This window comes from Stenotrophomonas sp. TWI169 (assembly GCF_039674705.1).
Lineage (GTDB): Bacteria > Pseudomonadota > Gammaproteobacteria > Xanthomonadales > Xanthomonadaceae > Stenotrophomonas > Stenotrophomonas maltophilia_P.
Map to the genome: position 1 here is coordinate 104,722 of NZ_JBDJOB010000001.1, position 16,001 is coordinate 120,722.

Here is a 16,001-nt window from a genome sequence, read left to right on the forward strand (position 1 = left end):
GGTAGCGCCGGGCCATGCCCGGCGAGCGCACCGCGCGGCCACTCTACATTCCGCCGGGCATGGCCCGGCGCTACCTCTGCAGGAACGATCATGGCAACGCCGCTTGACCGCATCAAGATCCTTGAACCACGCCATCCCAACCGCAGCACCGGCATCATCAACGGCCGCACCAGCGGCATACTGAACTGGAACGACATTCCGTACCCCTCGTTCTATCGGGCGTACAAGGAACTGTCGACCAACTTCTGGATCCCCGACGAAGTGGACATGAAGCTGGACGCACGCCAGTACGGTGAACTGTCCGGACGCGAGAAGAACGCCTACGACTCGATCATCGGCCTGCTGGCCACGCTCGATTCGCCGCAGACCCGGTTCATCTACAACGTCGCCGAGTACATCACCGATCCGGCCGCGCATGCCAATGCGGCGATCATCGGCCAGCAGGAAGTGATACATAACGAAAGCTACAGCTATGTGCTGGCGTCGATCACCGATCTGCCCAACCAGAACCGGGTGTTCGAACTGGCCCGCACGCATCCGACCATCATCAGCCGCAACGCGCCGATCATGCAGGCGTACGACGACTTCATGCGCGACAAGACCGCCGAGACGCTGCTGAGGTCGCTGATCCAGTCGTCGATCCTGGAGGGCATCAACTTCTATTCCGGCTTCGCCTATTTCTACAACCTGGTGCGGCAGAACCGCATGACCGGCACCGGCAAGATCATCAGCTTCATCAACCGCGACGAGCTGGCCCATACCAAGTTCATCAGCGAGGTGATCCGCGCCATCGTCGGCGAGAATCCGGAACTGCAGACCAACGAGCTGACGGCTTACGTACACAGCGCCTTCGAGCATGCCATCACGCTGGAGACGCAATGGTCGTCGGAAGTGCTGGATGGCATCGACGGCATCGATGTGGACGAGATGGTGCGCTACGTGAAGTACCGCGCCAACAAGATGGCCGGCATGCTGGGTATCGAGCGGCTGTACAGCGATACGACCGACAATGTGATGCCGTGGATCAAGGCCTACGCCGACAACTTCACCGAAACCAAGACCGACTTCTTCGAGATGCGCAATGCAAGTTACAAGAAGACCAACGTCGACAACGGCTTCGACGATCTCTGAGCGGGGGCCGGCGCTGGGCATCCTGATCGTGGTCGCCTCGCTCAGTGGCAATACCCGGGAGCTGGGACGGCAGATCGCCGAGCGGTGTCGCGCGGCGGGTCACGCGGTGCATTGGCAGGAGGCCGACGACCTGCGCCAGCCGGCTCCGCTGGCGGCCGATGAAGCCGACCTCGTGCTGCTGGGCAGCTGGACCGACAACGCCGGGCGCACACCGGCGGAGATGAAGGCATGGGTGGCCGGCATTGCCGGGCTGGGTCAGCGGCCGCGACAGGTAGCCGTGTTCGGCACCGGTGAGACACAGTGGGGCCAGGAGTACTATTGCGGCGCCGTGCACCGCCTGATGCGCTACTTCCACAGCAGCTACCCGCCGCTGGAGATTGAACAGATGCCGCACGGCGAGCGCCACGCCGCCGCCATCGACGCCTGGACCGACGCGGTCCTGGCCCATTACCGGAGTACCACCGATGCAGATCATCGACGCCACCACGCCTGAGCAGCTCCAGCAGCTGTTGGCCGAACATCCCCGGGTCCTGGTGGATTTCCACAAGGACCAGTGCCCGGGCTGCCGGATGCTGGAGATGTCCCTGCAGCGCGTCGCCAGCAGCGGTGCGGGGCAGGGCATGACCCTGCTGCGGGTGCAGCTGGAAGTGCTGGGTGAAGCCTTCTTCAGGGAGCTGGGGCTGCGGCAGACACCAACGCTTGCGCTGTTCCGTGACGGCAATGAACGCATCCGCCTGGCCGGATTCCAGTCGCCACAGCAGATCGAGGCTGCCATCGCCCTGCATCTGTAGAGCGGGGCCAGGCTCGACAGCGCTGCACGCGTGCGTCGAGCATGGCCCGGTGGCGGCCCTCGGCCGTCAGGCGCCGGCGAAGGTGTCGACCAGCAGCTTCACATTCAATGCCACGATCACCAGCGCGATCAACCAGGCGATCGTACCCAGCCACCGCGGCGCCACCAGTGCGCCCATGGTCACCTTGTCGGTCACGATCCGCACCAGCGGAATGATCGCGAACGGCAGCTGCATCGACAGCACCACCTGGCTCAGCACCAGCAGCTTCACCGCGCCCTGGTCGCCGAACAGCACGATCACCACCACCACCGGAATGATCGCCAGCGCCCGGGTCAGCAGCCGCCGCAGCCAGGGCGGCAGGCGAAGGCGCAGGAAGCCCTCCATCACGATCTGCCCGGCCAGCGTCGCGGTCACCGTGGAATTCAGGCCCGATGCCAGCAGTGCCACCGCGAACAGCGTCGCCGCGGCGCCCACGCCCAGCATCGGTGCCAGCAGCTGATGCGCCTGCTCGATGTCTTCCACGTCGAAGCGACCGTTGGCATGGAACACGGCTGCGGCCAGGACCAGGATGCTGGCGTTGATGAACAGTGCCAGCGTCAGGGCCAGCGTGCTGTCGGTCACCGCCCAGCGCAGCGCGCTGCGGCGACCCTCGTCGGTACGCGGGTACGCTCGGGTCTGCACGATGGACGAGTGGAGGTACAGGTTGTGCGGCATGACCGTGGCGCCGATGATGCCGATCGCGATGTACAGGGCGTGCGGATCGGTGACCACCTGTGCGCGTGGAATGAAGCCGCCAAGGACCGCCATGACAGGCGGCGCGGCCATCGCGATCTGGACCACGAAGCAGGCGAAGATCACCATCAGCAGCGCGATGACGAAGGCCTCCAGCGCGCGGAAGCCGCGGTTCATCAGCAGCAGCACCAGCAGCGTGTCCAGCGCGGTGATCACTGCACCCCACAGCAGCGGCAGGTCGAACAGCAGTTTCAGTGCGATGGCGGTGCCGATCACCTCGGCCAGGTCGCAGGCGATGATGGCTGCCTCGCACAGCGCCCACAGGGCCAGGTTGACCGGCTTCGGGTAGCGCGCACGACAGGCCTGGGCCAGGTCCAGCCCGGTGGCGATACCCAGCCGCGCCGAGAGCGCCTGCAGGATCACCGCCATCAGATTGGACACGAGGATGACCGACAGCAGCAGGTAGCCGAAGCGTGAGCCGCCGGCCAGGTCGGTGGCCCAGTTGCCAGGGTCCATGTAGCCGACCGAGATCATGTAGCCCGGGCCGAGGAACGCCAGCAGGCGGAACCACCAGTGGCCCTTGTCGGGTACCGCCACCGAGGCATTGAGTGCACCCAGGCTGGCCGGGGCAGGGGCCGAAGGGTCATCGGGCGCCAGGGTGTTCATGCGCTTAATATAGCCACTGCTATATCCAATAGCAATGTGAAACAATCGTCTTTATCGCGTCACTGGTCCAGAATTCAGCTTCATTCCCGGACGACTTCGGCAGGACAGGCGCACGCGTGGGCAAGAGCGACGATTCGACATCGCCAAAGAATCCCCCCTTGATCGAGGCCGAGCGCCAGGTCGAGAGCTTCCGGCAGGTGCGCGAGGCGCACCGGATGGAACTGGTGGAGGACTATGTCGAGCTGATCTCGGACCTGCTGGCCGATGGCGGCGAGGCCCGCCAGGTCGACATCGCCACCCGCCTGGGGGTGGCGCAGCCGACGGTGGCGAAGATGCTGCGGCGGCTGGCCCGCGACGGCTGGGTCGTGCAACGGCCCTATCGTGGTGTCTTCCTGACCGCCGAGGGCGAGGCGCTGGCCCATGCCAGTCGCCAGCGGCACCAGACGGTGGAGCGCTTCCTGCTGGCGCTGGGCGTGGATGCCGATACCGCCCGGCGCGATGCCGAAGGCATCGAGCATCATGTCAGCGAGCAGACGCTGGCCCTGTTCGAAGCATTCGTGCGCAAGGCCGAGGGCGGGTAGGGCCGGTGCCCGCGATCTGAAGGGTGGCGGTAGCGCCGGGCCATGCCCGGCGGCTGCATGCGCTCGGAAGGAGGGGTAGCGCCGGGCCATGCCCGGCGGCCGTGGAAGGAGCCGCAGATCACTCAAGCGGCGGGCAGCGCGCCTGTTCCTGTGCGCATGCCCCTGCCTGCCACAGCTTCAGCACAGGCTGCAGACCCTCATAGCGCCGCCCATGCCACCCCTTCGCCAGCACGCGACCTTCCGCGTCGATCAGCACCAGATTGGGCGGCGCGGGGCCGGCCAGGGCCTGCAGCACCGGCATGCGCGCGGCCCTGCGCGGGTCCAGCACCGGCCACGGCATGTCCTGGCGGCGCATGTAGCGGCGCAGCGCGGCCTCGCTCTCATCCTGGCTGACGTACACCACCTCGGTGTCCGCACCGGCCTCGCGCAGTGCGTCACGCACGCTGCGCAGGGTCGGCACGAAGGCATGGCAGGGCGCGCACCAGTCCGCACCGAAGTACAGCGCGATCAATCGCGGCGGCGGCGACCACTGCATCGGGCGCAGCGATCGCGCCTCTGGTCGCATCAGCGACGCCGAGACCTGCGCGTGCAGATTCTCTGCCGCGACCGGCGCGGCCAGCAGCGCGCTGCCGGCGCACAGCAGAACGCGCAGTGCTTCAGAACGCATAGCGCAGGCTGACATACCACGAGCGCGCGAAGCGGGGCCCGTAGACGTAGTCGCTGTCGCGCAGCGCGCCGGCTTCAAGATCCTTCTGCCGCTGATCGAACACGTTCTTGACTCCGGCTGCCACGGACACCTCCTGTTCGGCGCCCACCCCCAGGTGGCGATGCCAGCGGGCACCCAGGTCGGTCACCCAGAAGGCACGGGTGCGATGCAGTTCACCCAGCCGGTTGTTCAGCACCGGCATTGAACCGGTGTGGCGCAGCGCGATGAAGGTCTCCCACGGTTCTGAAGGCAGCCAGCCGAGCTGGGCCAGCCCGGTCCAGCGAGGGGTCTTGAGGTAGTCGCGGCTGTCGATCACGGTGTCGCCGCCCTCGCCGGTGTCATCGAAGATGCGCTGGGGTTCGCGGAAGCGCGAGCGGTACCACGATGCGCCCGCGGTAAGACGCCATTGCGGCGAGGGTTGCCAGCCCAGATTGGTTTCCATGCCCAGTACGTCCGAGCCCGAGGCGTTGTAGCGCAGCTGGCCGAGCCGGCCGTCGGCGCCGCGCAGGATCTCGCCCAGCGCAAAGGTGTCACGGATGCGCGCGTAGGAGGCGGTGGTATCCCACGTCCACACCGGCTCGGCCGGATCCGAACGCCAGTCGAAGCCGAGCAGGGTGGTCAGCGCACGTTCCTCCTTCAGGCCGTCGGCATTGCGCACGCGCACCTGCTCGCCACCGAGCGTGTCCACATGCACATCCTCGACGAAGATTTCCGGTGCGCGGAATCCGCTGGCAATGCCCGCCCGCCACTTCAGGTTCTCCGTGGCCTGCCAGGCCAAGGCGACACGCGGTGAGAGCACCGCGTTGTCCAGTTCGGAACTCTTGTCCACGCGCGCGCCGATCACCAGGTCGATGTCCTCGCGCAGGCTCCATTCGTCCTGCACGAAGGCGCCCAGGTTGTGGAAGCTGGCGTCCTCCAGCACGGCCAGGCGCTGGCCGTCACCGGTCTGGTTGTCGTCGCGCAGGCGCTCGTGCTTGTACTGGACGCCGAACGCCAGCGCATGCGCGCCCAGCCGCCAGTTCAACTGGCTGTCGAGGTAATGCAGCGGATTGTGGGTGCGTCCGTATTGCCGCCAGGAGCGCGAGGCGGCGCTGCCGGCCACGGTGGGGTCCAGCTCGGAGGGATCGTATCCGGCTGCCGACGGGTCGGTGACCACATCGCCGAGACCGCCATAGAAGCTGTCGCGATCGATGTCGGCGAACGCATAGGCCAGGCGGAAGTCGATGTCCGGGCTTACGTCCTGGTCCCAGGACACGCTGCCACGCCGGTACGTGGTGTCGAGCGATTCTGCGATGTTGGCCAGATACTCCGGCTGGTCAAGGCGGTTGCCGCCGCGCCGGGTTTCATCGGTGACCTGCACGTCCACGCGCAGCCGTGTTCCCGGTGTGGGCGCATACCACGCCTGCAGTCCACCGACCTTGAGATCCTTGCGCGTGATCTCGGTGTAGTCATCACCGTTGTAGTCGATGCCCCTGTTCCAGTTGCGCTGGGCGATCACAGACAGCCCGGCATCGACCTGCGCGGCGACCAGATCCAGCCGGACATCTGCATTCTTCTGCGGCGTGCCACGCAGCACATCCACGCCGGCCTGCACATGGCCACCACTGCGCGAGGGCAGCGGCGGAACCAGGTTGATCACGCCGGCCACCGCGCCGGGTCCATACAGCGCCGAGCCACCACCCTTGACCACTTCGATGCGATCGACGAAGCCGGCGGGAATCTGCTCCAGGCCGTAGACGCTGCCCAGCGTGGACAGCAGCGGGATGCCGTCGAACAGCAGCTGGTTGTAGGCACCCGGCAGGCCCAGCAGCTGCACTTCGCTGGTGTTGCAGTTCTGGCAGTTGCTTTCCACGCGCAGGCCATTGATCAGTTCGACCGCACGGGAGAAATCGGTGGCCGCACGCAGCGCGATGTCCTCCCTGCGCAGCACTTCGGTACGGATCGGCACATCGGCAAGCAGGCGCTCGCTGCGCGTGGCGGTACTGACCTTGACCTGCACCCGGTCCAGCTGCGTGGGCGAGGGCGTGCCGGCTAGTACCGGGGTCGACAGGGCAAAGAAGATGGCGGTGGCCAGCGGAAGGTGGCACGGCGGCACGGCGTGGGGCATGGAGGCGTCGTCCTTGGGGAAGAGAGCGGCGAGGGCGACCTGGCTGGTGCACATGAAAGCAAATGCTCATAGATATAGCAATGGCTATATCAGGCGCGACGGTGCTTTCATGGGCACGGCACAGGGCGGCTCATCAGGAGCGACGGTGTTATAACATTACAATAGACGACGTCACCCCTGCCGGATGTCATATCCGGCAGGGGTGTTCAGGCGCGGGTTCCGGGCGGGACGCCGGGTGTCACCAGGCGGCGCGCAGGCCGACCTGTGCACCGTGGTTGCGATAGCCGCTGTCGCCGCGCTGCACGCGCAGGTCGCCCCAGGCACTCCAGCGTTGCCCCAGCTGCAGCTGCGCGCCCGCCTGCATTTCGTAGCGGCTGTCGGGCGTCTTGGCGCTCAACAGCTCTTCATTGAAGCGCATCGAGGGATCTCGCTGGCCGCGCAGCCAGTTGACCGCCAGGAAGGGTTGCACGCGATTGCCGCGCAGGGTGCTCTGTCCAAACAGACGCACACCCAGCCGACTGTTCAGCCCGATGCTGCGGCCGTCCTCGACCCGCGTTCCGTTGTCCTCAACCAGGCTGTCACTGTCATAGTCGGTCCAGGTCAGCTGTGCCTGCGGCTGCAGGTACAGAGTGCTGGCCTCGCGGGTGCGGATCGCCCAGGCGTAGCCGAGCTCCAGCGACGCGCTGCGGACGTCCGCATCGTAGGTTTCCGCCGCAATGCCCTCGCCCTGCACATCATTGTCGAAGCGGGCAGCCTGCACCCAGCCGTCCACGTACAGACCGCCGCTGCTCTGTGCATCCTGTACCCAGCCCAGGTACACGCCTGCCGATTTGCCCTTGATCCTGCCGCGGGTGCCATAGCCGGACAGCATGGAGACTGCGCGGGTGGTGGCGTCGCCGGTGCCGAGCATCACGCCCACCTGGCCGCGCCCGTCGCTCCAGCGCCACAGATCGCTGCCCAGCTGCAGGACGTTGAGATGCGTGCGAGCATCGACCTGGCCGGCAATGCTGGCCTGGATCTGATCGCGGCCACCACGCACCCAGGTTCCCGGGCGCGCGCGGTCGAAGCCCGGTTCGCCGCGATCGTGGCGGCGTACCTGGAACATCTGCTCGGCCGCGATCTGGTTGGCCAGATAGGCACCGGGCTCCGGGCGCAGCACGGGTTCGGGATCGGGGTCAGGATCGGGAGGAGGAATCACCGGATCCTCCGGATCGCACTCCGGCAGGGAAGGATTGATATCGCATGGATTGCCCGTGTAGGCCGAGGTCAGGTACCAGTTGCCGTTGGCCGTCGTGGCCGAGCCTTTGTGCAGGAAGTACTCGTACATGCCGCCGATGGCGCGGCCCTGCAGCGCGAAGCTGCCGTTGCTGGCGCCATCGACCTGGACCAGCAGGATGCCGTCGACCGTCTGCGCGCCAGCGCCCGCGATGTTGTTGACAATGACGTTGGTGGCGCCGCTGGTGGCGCCGGTCACATGCAGGCGCGAACTGGCGGCGGCGTCGCCGGCCAGCACGGTGTTGAAATGGAGGGTGCCGCCGTTGCCGGTGTAATCGCCATTGACGGTCAACTGCGGATACGCCGCCTGACCCTCCGCGCCGAGCAGGATGTGGCTGCCCGCGCCGAGGGTGAGGTTGCCGGTGCTGCTGTCGCCGGACAGCGTCCAGCGTCCGCCCTGGTCGACGATCACCTCAGCCGGGCCGGTGATCTGTCCGGTCAGCACCAGCCCATCGAGGAAGCGCAGGGTCGTGCTGGCGGTATCGGCGATGACGAAGTTGCCGTTGAGGGTGGACGTGCGGGCGGTGAAATCGAGTGCCAGATCGGGGTCGACTTCCACCAGATTGCCGTTGCCACCGATGAGCGTTGCGCCGTTCTGGACGGTGAGGCGCGCCAGCTCGGGCGTACGGCCAATCTCCATTCTCACCTTGACGGCGGGACCGGCGGTGCCCTCCACGCGTGATCCATCCACGAGTACATGCCAGTCCGCAGGGTCCGCATAGGGGGGTTGGCTCGCACTTGAGTTCGCCAGTAGCAGGCCGATGTCGCTGCCGGTGGCGGCGGAGCCATCACGCAGCTCGATCGAGCCGGCCAGGCTGCGCATGCCGATGGCTCCCGAGAAGGTCGAGCGCTCGGCAACGATGGTGCCGCCCCCACTGGCCTGAGCACCAATGGCGGCACCCGACACCTTGCTGTCGATGAACTGGACGAAGCTGAGAGGCTGAGGGGTGGGGGTAATCAGCGCGCTGGTTGTAAAGCCGAAGCCGCTGGCATGCGTATTGACGATCTCCGACCTGAGGAAGCGGCCCTGCGAGTTGGTTATCGATCCTCCCGCTCCCGACGCATTGCTGGTAATGGTCGTGTCCGTCGCATTGACGACGCCCCCCTCGCTGGCACCCACGCGACCCACATTGACGCCATTGAGGTTCAATGTTCCGCGGACGGAAAAATCACGGCCCTCATAGGGGCTTCCCGGATCCACCGTCAGCGTGGTGCCGGCCGGGACAAAAACTGACTGGGCATGACCTGTCAGCGGCACGCCGACGCAGGCCGCCAGGGCCAGCGCAAGCGGAGCGACCTGCGCGGGCAGGGCGCGTGAAGCGGATCTCATCGTGTACATGGTTTCTCTCCAGAACGTTGGATGGGCCCGTCCCCACAGGCCGGAGGCGGCACTCTGCGGGGCGACGGCCCGAAGAGCCATGCAATTCGTCTGAAACACCTGCAACGTTTTCCATCCAGCTGCAGCCCGCATTGGCCTATTCAGCTGCGGAATTCGTGGGTGCTGGATAGTCCTCGCGAAGTGAAAACGGCATGAAGCGCCCGTCAGGCTCATGCGAGAACACTTTCACCGATCTAAATCGTGATGTGAGTCACGCAATCGCCCCGGCGGCACCGGCAGACATGCTGCGGCGCAACATCGCAGCGCGGTGGCGCATGGCCACCTGTGCGATCAGCCGCGGCGGAAGGCGGCCGGGGTGCGGGCGCCGACGATGATCATGCGGATCATCGTTGAGATCTGTTCGACCAGTTCCGGATCTTTCTCAGGCGGCAGGTCCATCGCGGTGGCGCCCATCGCGAACACCAGGCGGGTGATCGCCTTGGCCACCAGTTCCGGTGCATGCAGCACCGCGCCGTCGAGGGCCGCCAGGCGCACCAGGTCGTGCTGCAGCTCTTCCTCGAAGTAGTGCAGCTCGCGCTCGACGGCGTGCTTGAAGTCATCCGAGCCGACCGCACCTTCGCGCAGCAGGACGTGCAGCAGCTTGTCGTCTGCGCGCAGCTGCTCCATGAAGGTCTCCACTGATACCCGCACCACGCTGGTGGCGGAGGAGGTCGCGCGCTGCCGCGCCTCGCCGATGATGGTGCGCAGCGAGCGGCCGGCCACATCGATGAGGGCCACGGCGAGTTCGTCCATGTCGCGGAACTGCCGGTAGAAGCTGTTCGGCGCGATGCCTGCCTCACGCGCGACCTCGCGCAGGCTGAGGGTGGACAGGCTGCGGTGCGGGCCGATCAGCTTCAGGGCTGCGGCCAGCAGATCTTCGCGGCTCACCGTACGGCGGGCCGGGCTCTGCGCATCTTCGGGTATCGACAGGACGGTGGCAGCGGCCATGAGGGTTCCGGTGGGGCAAGGCTGAATCATACCCAATCCGGTTCAATATACACGTGTATACACAGGTGTATGTGCGCCCGTATAGTGGCTGCCATGAGCGCTGTCGTCCGTCCGTCCCCGTTTTCCCTGCACCGCTGGCTGTCGCCCACGCTGTTCGATTTCTGGGCCGGCCAGATCAATCCGTTGTGGACGCTGCGCGAGCCCTTGGCACGCCTGGTCCGACGCGAACCAGCGGGCGAGGGCGCGGCCACCCTGATCCTGCGCTGCAACCGGCACTGGGCCGGCATGCGCGCCGGCCAGCACGTCACCCTCGGCGTCGAGCTTGAGGGGCGGGTATGGCAGCGCAGCTACAGCCCGACCCGGCTGAGTGGCCGCGAACTGGCCATTACCGTCAAAGCCGTGGAAGGGGGGCGGGTCAGCCAGCACCTGGTGAACCAGGCGCGGCCCGGTGACCTGTTCCGCATCGATGCCGCCTTCGGTGACTTCCATATGCCGGCCGCCGCGCCGGTGCTGCTGCTGGCGGCGGGCAGCGGCATCACGCCGATGCGCAGCCTGCTGCGCGAGGCCTGCCAGCGACCGCTGGGCGCGCCGGTGGACCTGTTCTACTGGGAACGCACAGCGGCCGCCATCCAGTTCCGTGACGAACTGCATACGCTGGCGGCAGCGACGCCGGGCCTGCGCGTGCACCTGCTGACCACCCGCGAGGGCGAGGTGCCGGCCGCGCGCATCGATACCCACGCCCTGCAGATTCCCGGCGATGACACGCCGCTGGCACAGCGCCATGTACTGGCCTGTGGCCCGGACGGCTTCGTTGCCGCCGCGCGCCGCCGCCTTGCGCATCAGGTGGCCGGTTTCCAGGCGGAAGCCTTCACGCCGCCCGCGCCGCTGCTGGATGCCGACGGCGAAGGCGAAGTGTCGCTGACCCTGGCACGCAGTGGGCGCCAGCTGCGCGTGCCGCGCGGCCGCTCCCTGCTGGAGAGCCTGGAAGCGCAGGGCATCAAGCCCCGGCACGGCTGCCGCATGGGCATCTGCAACAGCTGCAGCTGTGAACGCGTCAGTGGCGCTACCCGCCATCTGCGCACCGGCGATACGCATTCCGAAGCGGCACAGCCCGTACGGATCTGCGTGAGTGCGCCGACCACCGACCTGACCCTGGATCTCTGAGGAACCGTTGCCATGACCCGCGCTACCGACCGTGCCCTGAGTCCTGCCGAAATGAACGCCTTCGGCCAGGAACTCGACGCGATCCGCGATCGTGTGATCGGCAGTCTCGGCGCGTCCGATACGCGCTATATCCGGCGCGTGGCCGCTGCCGTGCGCTGGTTCGGCGTCGGCGGCCGCAGCCTGCTGTTCCTGGCGGCGTTCTCGCCGCTGCTGTGGGCACCGCTGCTGTGGCCGGCCGCCATCGCTGGCACGCTCATGCTGGCGCTGTCGAAGATCCTGGAGAACATGGAGCTGGGCCACAACGTGATGCACGGCCAGTTCGACTGGACCGGCGACCCGAAGTTGAACGGCAACACCTACGAGTGGGACATCGTTGCCACCGCCGACAACTGGCGCAAGACCCACAATTTCCGCCACCACACCTATACCAACGTGCGTGGCATGGATGATGACATCGGCTACGGCCTGCTGCGCATCTTCCCGGAACAGCGCTGGAAGCCGTTCTATCTGCTGCAGCCGATCATCGCACCGATCTTCGCGCTGCTGTTCCAGTGGGGCGTGGCCGCCCAGGACCTGCGCCTGGGGCGCTGGCTGAAGGGCCGCATCAGCAGCCGCGCGATGTGGCTGCAGACCCGTCCGGTGGCGCGCAAGATGCTGCGCCAGGTGCTGAAGGATTACGTGCTGTTCCCGCTGCTGGCCGGCCCGTTCTTCCTGACCGTGATGCTGGGCAACCTGGTCGCCAACGGCCTGCGCAACATCTGGACCTACGTGATCATCTTCTGCGGCCACTTCACCGCTGAATCGGAGACGTTCCCCAAGGAGTGCCTGCGCAACGAATCGCGTGGCCACTGGTACCTGCGCCAGCTGCGTGGCTCGTCGAACATCAGCGGTGGTTTCCTGATCAACGTGCTGTCGGGCAACCTCAGCCACCAGATCGAACACCACTTCTATCCGGATCTGCCGGCCAACCGCTATGCGGCCATCGCCAAGGAAGTGAAGGAGATCTGCCTTCGCTACGGTCAGCACTACAACAACGGTTCGCTGCCACGGCAGTTCGGCCAGGTGGTGTGGCGCATCCTGCGGCATGCCTTCCCGAGCAAGCCGCGCCGCCTGCCGATGCCGGACATCATGCCGGCGCCGGCACCGGCCAACGCGGGCTGATCGATGCGGCCGGCCTGTGCGGCCGGCTCAGCCCGCGCTCTCCTGCGGCGCCGGCTGTTCGCGCTGCAGCCGGCGCAGAAACACCTGCATTTCCTTCCGAGCCTGCTCATCGCCCTGGTGGCTGGCCACGCTGAGGCCGCGTTGCCATGCCTCGCGCGCCGCCTGCGGCTGGCCACCCGCCAGCCAGGCCTTGCCCAGCAGTTTCCACGCCGCCGAGTACTGCGGATCAAGTGCCACGCAGTGGCCCAGATGGGTCGCCGCGCGCGCCGGATCGCCGGCGTCGAGCCAACCCTTGCCCAGCCCGAAGCGCAGCAGCGCGCTGTCGTGGCCGTTGGCGAGCAGGTCCTCCAGTGCCTCGATGGTCATGTCTGTACCTCCCGCAGGGTGTCCAGCGGCCCCGGCAGGAAGCGGCCACGGTGGAACATCAGCGGCGCACCGCCGGTCTCATTGATCTCGATGATGCGGCCGGCCAGCAGCAGGTGATCACCCACAGGCCATTGCGCATGACGGGTGCAGGTCAGGTGCGCGACCGCGCCGGCGATGCGCGGCGGCGCGTCGTCTTCGTCTGGAAGCAGGGGTACGCCGTCGAAACGATTGCGCACCTGGGGATCGGCGAACGTGCGCGCCAGTGCTTCCTGGTCCGCGCCCAGCACGCTGATCGCGAAGCGCGTGGCGCGCTGGAAGGCCTGCAGGCTCTGTGCGTGCAGGGCCAGGTTCCACAGTACCAGCGGCGGCTGCAGCGACACCGGCACGAAGGAATTGATGGTCAGGCCCAGCGGTGTGCCCCGTGCGTCGCGGGTGCAGACGATGGCCACGCCGGTAGGGAAGTGGCCGAGCAGCTGCCGCAATGCACGCGGCGGCAGACTGACCGAGGGTACCGGAGCCGGGGCGGGGAAGACCCCTGCCCACGGCCCGGCGTAATGGGGAGTGCCGGCGCTCATGCGCCGCCCACCTGGCGGTAGCGGCGACCGACTTCGGCCCAGTCGATGATGTTGAAGAACGCCCCGATGTAGTCCGGACGGCGGTTCTGGTAATGCAGGTAATACGCGTGCTCCCACACATCCAGGCCGAGGATCGGCGTGTTGCCGGACAGGCCGGCCGCCGCGCCCATCAGCGGGCTGTCCTGGTTGGCGCTGCTTTCAACCCGCAGGCGGCCATCGCGATCACTGGTCAGCCAGGCCCAGCCGCTGCCGAAGCGGGTCAGCGCCGCCTTGCTGAAGGCATCCTTGAAGGCATCGAAGCCGCCGAGGTCACGGTCGATGGCCGCCGCCAGCACCTCATCGGGCGTGCCGCCGCGTGCGCTGAGCACGGTCCAGAACAGGCTGTGGTTGGCGTGGCCGCCACCGTTGTTCCGGACTGCGCTGCGCTGGGCCTCCGGCACGGCATCGAGGCTGGCGATCAGCGCCTCGACCGGCTGTTCGGCGAGGCCGGCCTGCTCGACCGCGGCATTGAGGTTGCTGACGTAGGTCTGGTGGTGCCTGCTGTGGTGGATCTCCATCGTCCGCGCATCGAAATGCGGTTCGAGGGCATCGTAGGCATAGGGGAGCGGGGGAAGCGAGTACGACATCGAAGCAGTCTCCGTAGCGAAGGCCAGCGGGCTGGCCGTGGGGAGACTGTTATCGCACCTCAACAATGGTTGAGGTCAACCCGCCTGCGCCTTCATCCCCTCAACCCAGCCAATCCCTGCACGCCGCATCCACCTGATTGCCGCACGCCTGCTGCATCCGCTGCTGCAGCCGCGCCAGCGTCTGCGCGCCCTGGTGCTTGCCACTCCATGCCTTCAGCTGCCCGGCCAGGCGTTCGAAGCGCTGGCGGGTGCGCTGGTGGTAGCCCGACGGCTGTGCCTCCAGTTCGGCGATCAACGAGGCGGTCGCCTGCTCGATGCGCGGCGCATCGTCCGGCGCAAGCTTCAGCAGGCCTTCCACATACAGCACACCCCACTGCACGCGGGTCGCCGGGCCCTGTGCACCATCGTAGGCACGTTTGAGCCACTCCAGCGCACCGGCGGTGTCGCCGCGCTGCTCGGCCAGTTCGGCCAGCTCAGGCATGTAGTAGTACGGCTGCTCGCTGCGCTTCAGCTCGGCCAGCAGCAGCGACTCCGCGCCGGCGTCGTCGCCGACCTGGCGCAGTGCGTAGACCGCGCTGCTGATCGTGGCCTGGCGTGCATGCGCATCGGTGGCGGCGGCATCGGCGGCGGCCACGCGCTGCTTGACCCGATCAACCAGAGTAGCGGGCAGTGCGCCCTTGGGCTGTTGCTGGCGGGCCAGCGACACTTCGGTCAGCGCACGCGACAACGCGTCGTCGGCGCGGTCGCCACGCTCGGCGTCTGCGCGCTCGAGCGCGACCAGCAGTTGCTGTCCCAGGGTGTTGCTGGTGGCGGGCCCGGTACTGGCCTGCTTGACCAGCTGTACGCCCGCATAGCCCAGCAGCTCGCGGTTGCGTCGTACCTCCGCGGGGTGCGCCAGCACGGCCTGCAGCAGCTCGCGCACTTCGGTGGGCGAGGCATCGGGCTTTTCGGCTGTCGCCAAGGCAAGCAGAGCGAAACGGCGCTGCAGGGCGGCCTCCGGTGCGGCCTTGGACAGCTGGCGCAGCACGTCCTGGCTGTTGCGTTCGCCGGCGAGGCGGTTGGCGTCGACTTCCCAACCGTAGTCGCCCAACACCTGCCAGTCTTCGGCGGCCAGTTGCTCCGGCGTCGTCAATGCGGTGGCCAGGGTGGCGGCAACGGCACTGCGGCGGCCTGCGGCCACGGTCAGTGCCCGGGTCAGTTCGGCGGCATCGTTGCCGCCGGCCACGCGGGTGATTTCGTTGCGCTGTGGGTCCAGCACGATCAGGGTCGGATAGCCGCGCACGCCGAAGCGCTCGCCCCAGGCCTGCGCACCTTCCTCGTCGCCATCCAGGTAGACGGGAACGAATTTGCTGGTCAGCGCGATGAAGGCCGGGTCCTTGAACAGACCCGCCTTGAGCTGGTTGCACGGTGGGCACCAGACCGCACCCCAGTACAGCAGCACCGGCTTGCCGCTGTCGGCGGCTTCGGCGAAGGCGTCGTCGACGTCGCCCTGGCGCCAGGCGATGGCGGACGCCGGTGCGGGGGCCTCGGCGGAGTTGGCGGTGGAAACCGGGGCCGGGGTGCAGGCGCTCAGCGCCGAAGCCAGCAGCAACACGGAAAGCGCGACGCGCATCGGCAGCATCTCGAAGGGCAGGGTGACAGGCCATTGTAGGAATGACCGCAGAGGCTGCTGATTCAGTTTGCTCATGAAGGGTGCGCTGCAGGGCATGACGTCCGCCGCCCGCACCCTCTGCCGATACACCACCCCATTGAACCCACCGGCTTGGCGCGCACCTGCGGCAGGGCTCCACGCTA

At 67.2% G+C, this 16,001-nt stretch carries 15 protein-coding genes; 6 read left to right on the forward strand and 9 right to left on the reverse strand.

Going from position 1 to position 16,001, the window contains the following annotated elements; translation table 11 throughout:
- Positions 1–87 precede the first annotated feature (87 nt).
- Genes ABE543_RS00390 through ABE543_RS00400 form a run of 3 tightly spaced genes read left to right on the forward strand, consistent with a single transcriptional unit; the run spans position 88 to position 1,922 of the window.
- Positions 88–1,131 (forward strand): ribonucleotide-diphosphate reductase subunit beta, encoded by a 1,044-nt coding sequence (locus ABE543_RS00390; RefSeq protein WP_262218324.1) that lies wholly within the window; start codon positions 88–90, stop codon positions 1,129–1,131.
- Between the two features lie 13 nt (positions 1,132–1,144).
- Positions 1,145–1,624: a flavodoxin gene (locus ABE543_RS00395; protein ID WP_197571186.1), complete on the forward strand. Its 480-nt coding sequence runs from the start codon at positions 1,145–1,147 to the stop codon at positions 1,622–1,624.
- Positions 1,596–1,922, forward strand: a complete 327-nt coding sequence (locus ABE543_RS00400) for a thioredoxin family protein (protein WP_346475103.1) — start codon at positions 1,596–1,598, stop codon at positions 1,920–1,922. The genes ABE543_RS00395 and ABE543_RS00400 overlap by 29 nt, the downstream gene beginning before the upstream one ends.
- Before the next feature lie 66 nt (positions 1,923–1,988).
- Here the strand turns inward: ABE543_RS00400 and ABE543_RS00405 are convergent, their stop codons facing one another.
- Entirely contained in the window at positions 1,989–3,320 is a 1,332-nt protein-coding gene (locus tag ABE543_RS00405; RefSeq protein ID WP_346475104.1) for an Nramp family divalent metal transporter, read from the reverse strand.
- A gap of 116 nt (positions 3,321–3,436) precedes the next feature.
- On the opposite strand from ABE543_RS00405, the gene mntR reads away from it, so the two are divergent.
- Complete coding sequence (gene mntR, locus ABE543_RS00410; RefSeq protein WP_053517818.1) at positions 3,437–3,901, forward strand: manganese-binding transcriptional regulator MntR; 465 nt, start codon at positions 3,437–3,439, stop codon at positions 3,899–3,901.
- 118 nt (positions 3,902–4,019) lie between these two features.
- Here the strand turns inward: mntR and ABE543_RS00415 are convergent, their stop codons facing one another.
- The 4 genes from ABE543_RS00415 to fabR all read right to left on the reverse strand — a co-directional run bounded on the left by ABE543_RS00415 (position 4,020) and on the right by fabR (position 10,315).
- Positions 4,020–4,568: a thioredoxin-like domain-containing protein gene (locus ABE543_RS00415; RefSeq protein ID WP_164152555.1), complete on the reverse strand. Its 549-nt coding sequence runs from the start codon at positions 4,566–4,568 to the stop codon at positions 4,020–4,022.
- Positions 4,558–6,714 carry a TonB-dependent receptor gene (locus ABE543_RS00420; protein WP_346475206.1) on the reverse strand — a complete coding sequence of 719 codons (2,157 nt, stop codon included), beginning with the start codon at positions 6,712–6,714 and terminating at the stop codon, positions 4,558–4,560. The genes ABE543_RS00415 and ABE543_RS00420 overlap by 11 nt, the downstream gene beginning before the upstream one ends.
- A 238-nt stretch (positions 6,715–6,952) precedes the next feature.
- On the reverse strand, positions 6,953–9,328 hold the full coding sequence (locus ABE543_RS00425) for an autotransporter outer membrane beta-barrel domain-containing protein (protein ID WP_346475105.1): 2,376 nt from the start codon (positions 9,326–9,328) through the stop codon (positions 6,953–6,955).
- A gap of 330 nt (positions 9,329–9,658) precedes the next feature.
- A complete protein-coding gene (gene fabR, locus ABE543_RS00430; protein WP_053517811.1) occupies positions 9,659–10,315 on the reverse strand; it encodes an HTH-type transcriptional repressor FabR in 657 nt (218 codons plus the stop codon).
- Between the two features lie 93 nt (positions 10,316–10,408).
- On the opposite strand from fabR, the gene ABE543_RS00435 reads away from it, so the two are divergent.
- Both ABE543_RS00435 and ABE543_RS00440 read left to right on the forward strand, forming a co-directional pair.
- The gene (locus tag ABE543_RS00435; protein WP_263174543.1) at positions 10,409–11,479 is read left to right on the forward strand and encodes a ferredoxin reductase; all 1,071 of its coding nucleotides are present in this window, start codon (positions 10,409–10,411) and stop codon (positions 11,477–11,479) included.
- Between the two features lie 12 nt (positions 11,480–11,491).
- The gene (locus tag ABE543_RS00440) at positions 11,492–12,640 is read left to right on the forward strand and encodes an acyl-CoA desaturase (protein WP_262100547.1); all 1,149 of its coding nucleotides are present in this window, start codon (positions 11,492–11,494) and stop codon (positions 12,638–12,640) included.
- 27 nt (positions 12,641–12,667) lie between these two features.
- On the opposite strand, the gene ABE543_RS00445 is transcribed toward ABE543_RS00440, so the two are convergent.
- From ABE543_RS00445 to ABE543_RS00460, 4 genes are all read right to left on the reverse strand, one after another.
- Positions 12,668–13,006, reverse strand: coding sequence for a tetratricopeptide repeat protein (locus tag ABE543_RS00445; protein ID WP_197571182.1), 339 nt, complete (start codon positions 13,004–13,006; stop codon positions 12,668–12,670).
- Positions 13,003–13,581, reverse strand: a complete 579-nt coding sequence (locus ABE543_RS00450; protein WP_346475106.1) for a flavin reductase family protein — start codon at positions 13,579–13,581, stop codon at positions 13,003–13,005. Before ABE543_RS00450 ends, ABE543_RS00445 begins: the two co-directional genes overlap by 4 nt.
- The gene (locus tag ABE543_RS00455; RefSeq protein ID WP_346475107.1) at positions 13,578–14,207 is read right to left on the reverse strand and encodes a superoxide dismutase; all 630 of its coding nucleotides are present in this window, start codon (positions 14,205–14,207) and stop codon (positions 13,578–13,580) included. The genes ABE543_RS00450 and ABE543_RS00455 overlap by 4 nt, the downstream gene beginning before the upstream one ends.
- Before the next feature lie 100 nt (positions 14,208–14,307).
- Positions 14,308–15,828 (reverse strand): thioredoxin family protein, encoded by a 1,521-nt coding sequence (locus ABE543_RS00460; protein WP_346475207.1) that lies wholly within the window; start codon positions 15,826–15,828, stop codon positions 14,308–14,310.
- Positions 15,829–16,001: the final 173 nt, after the last annotated feature.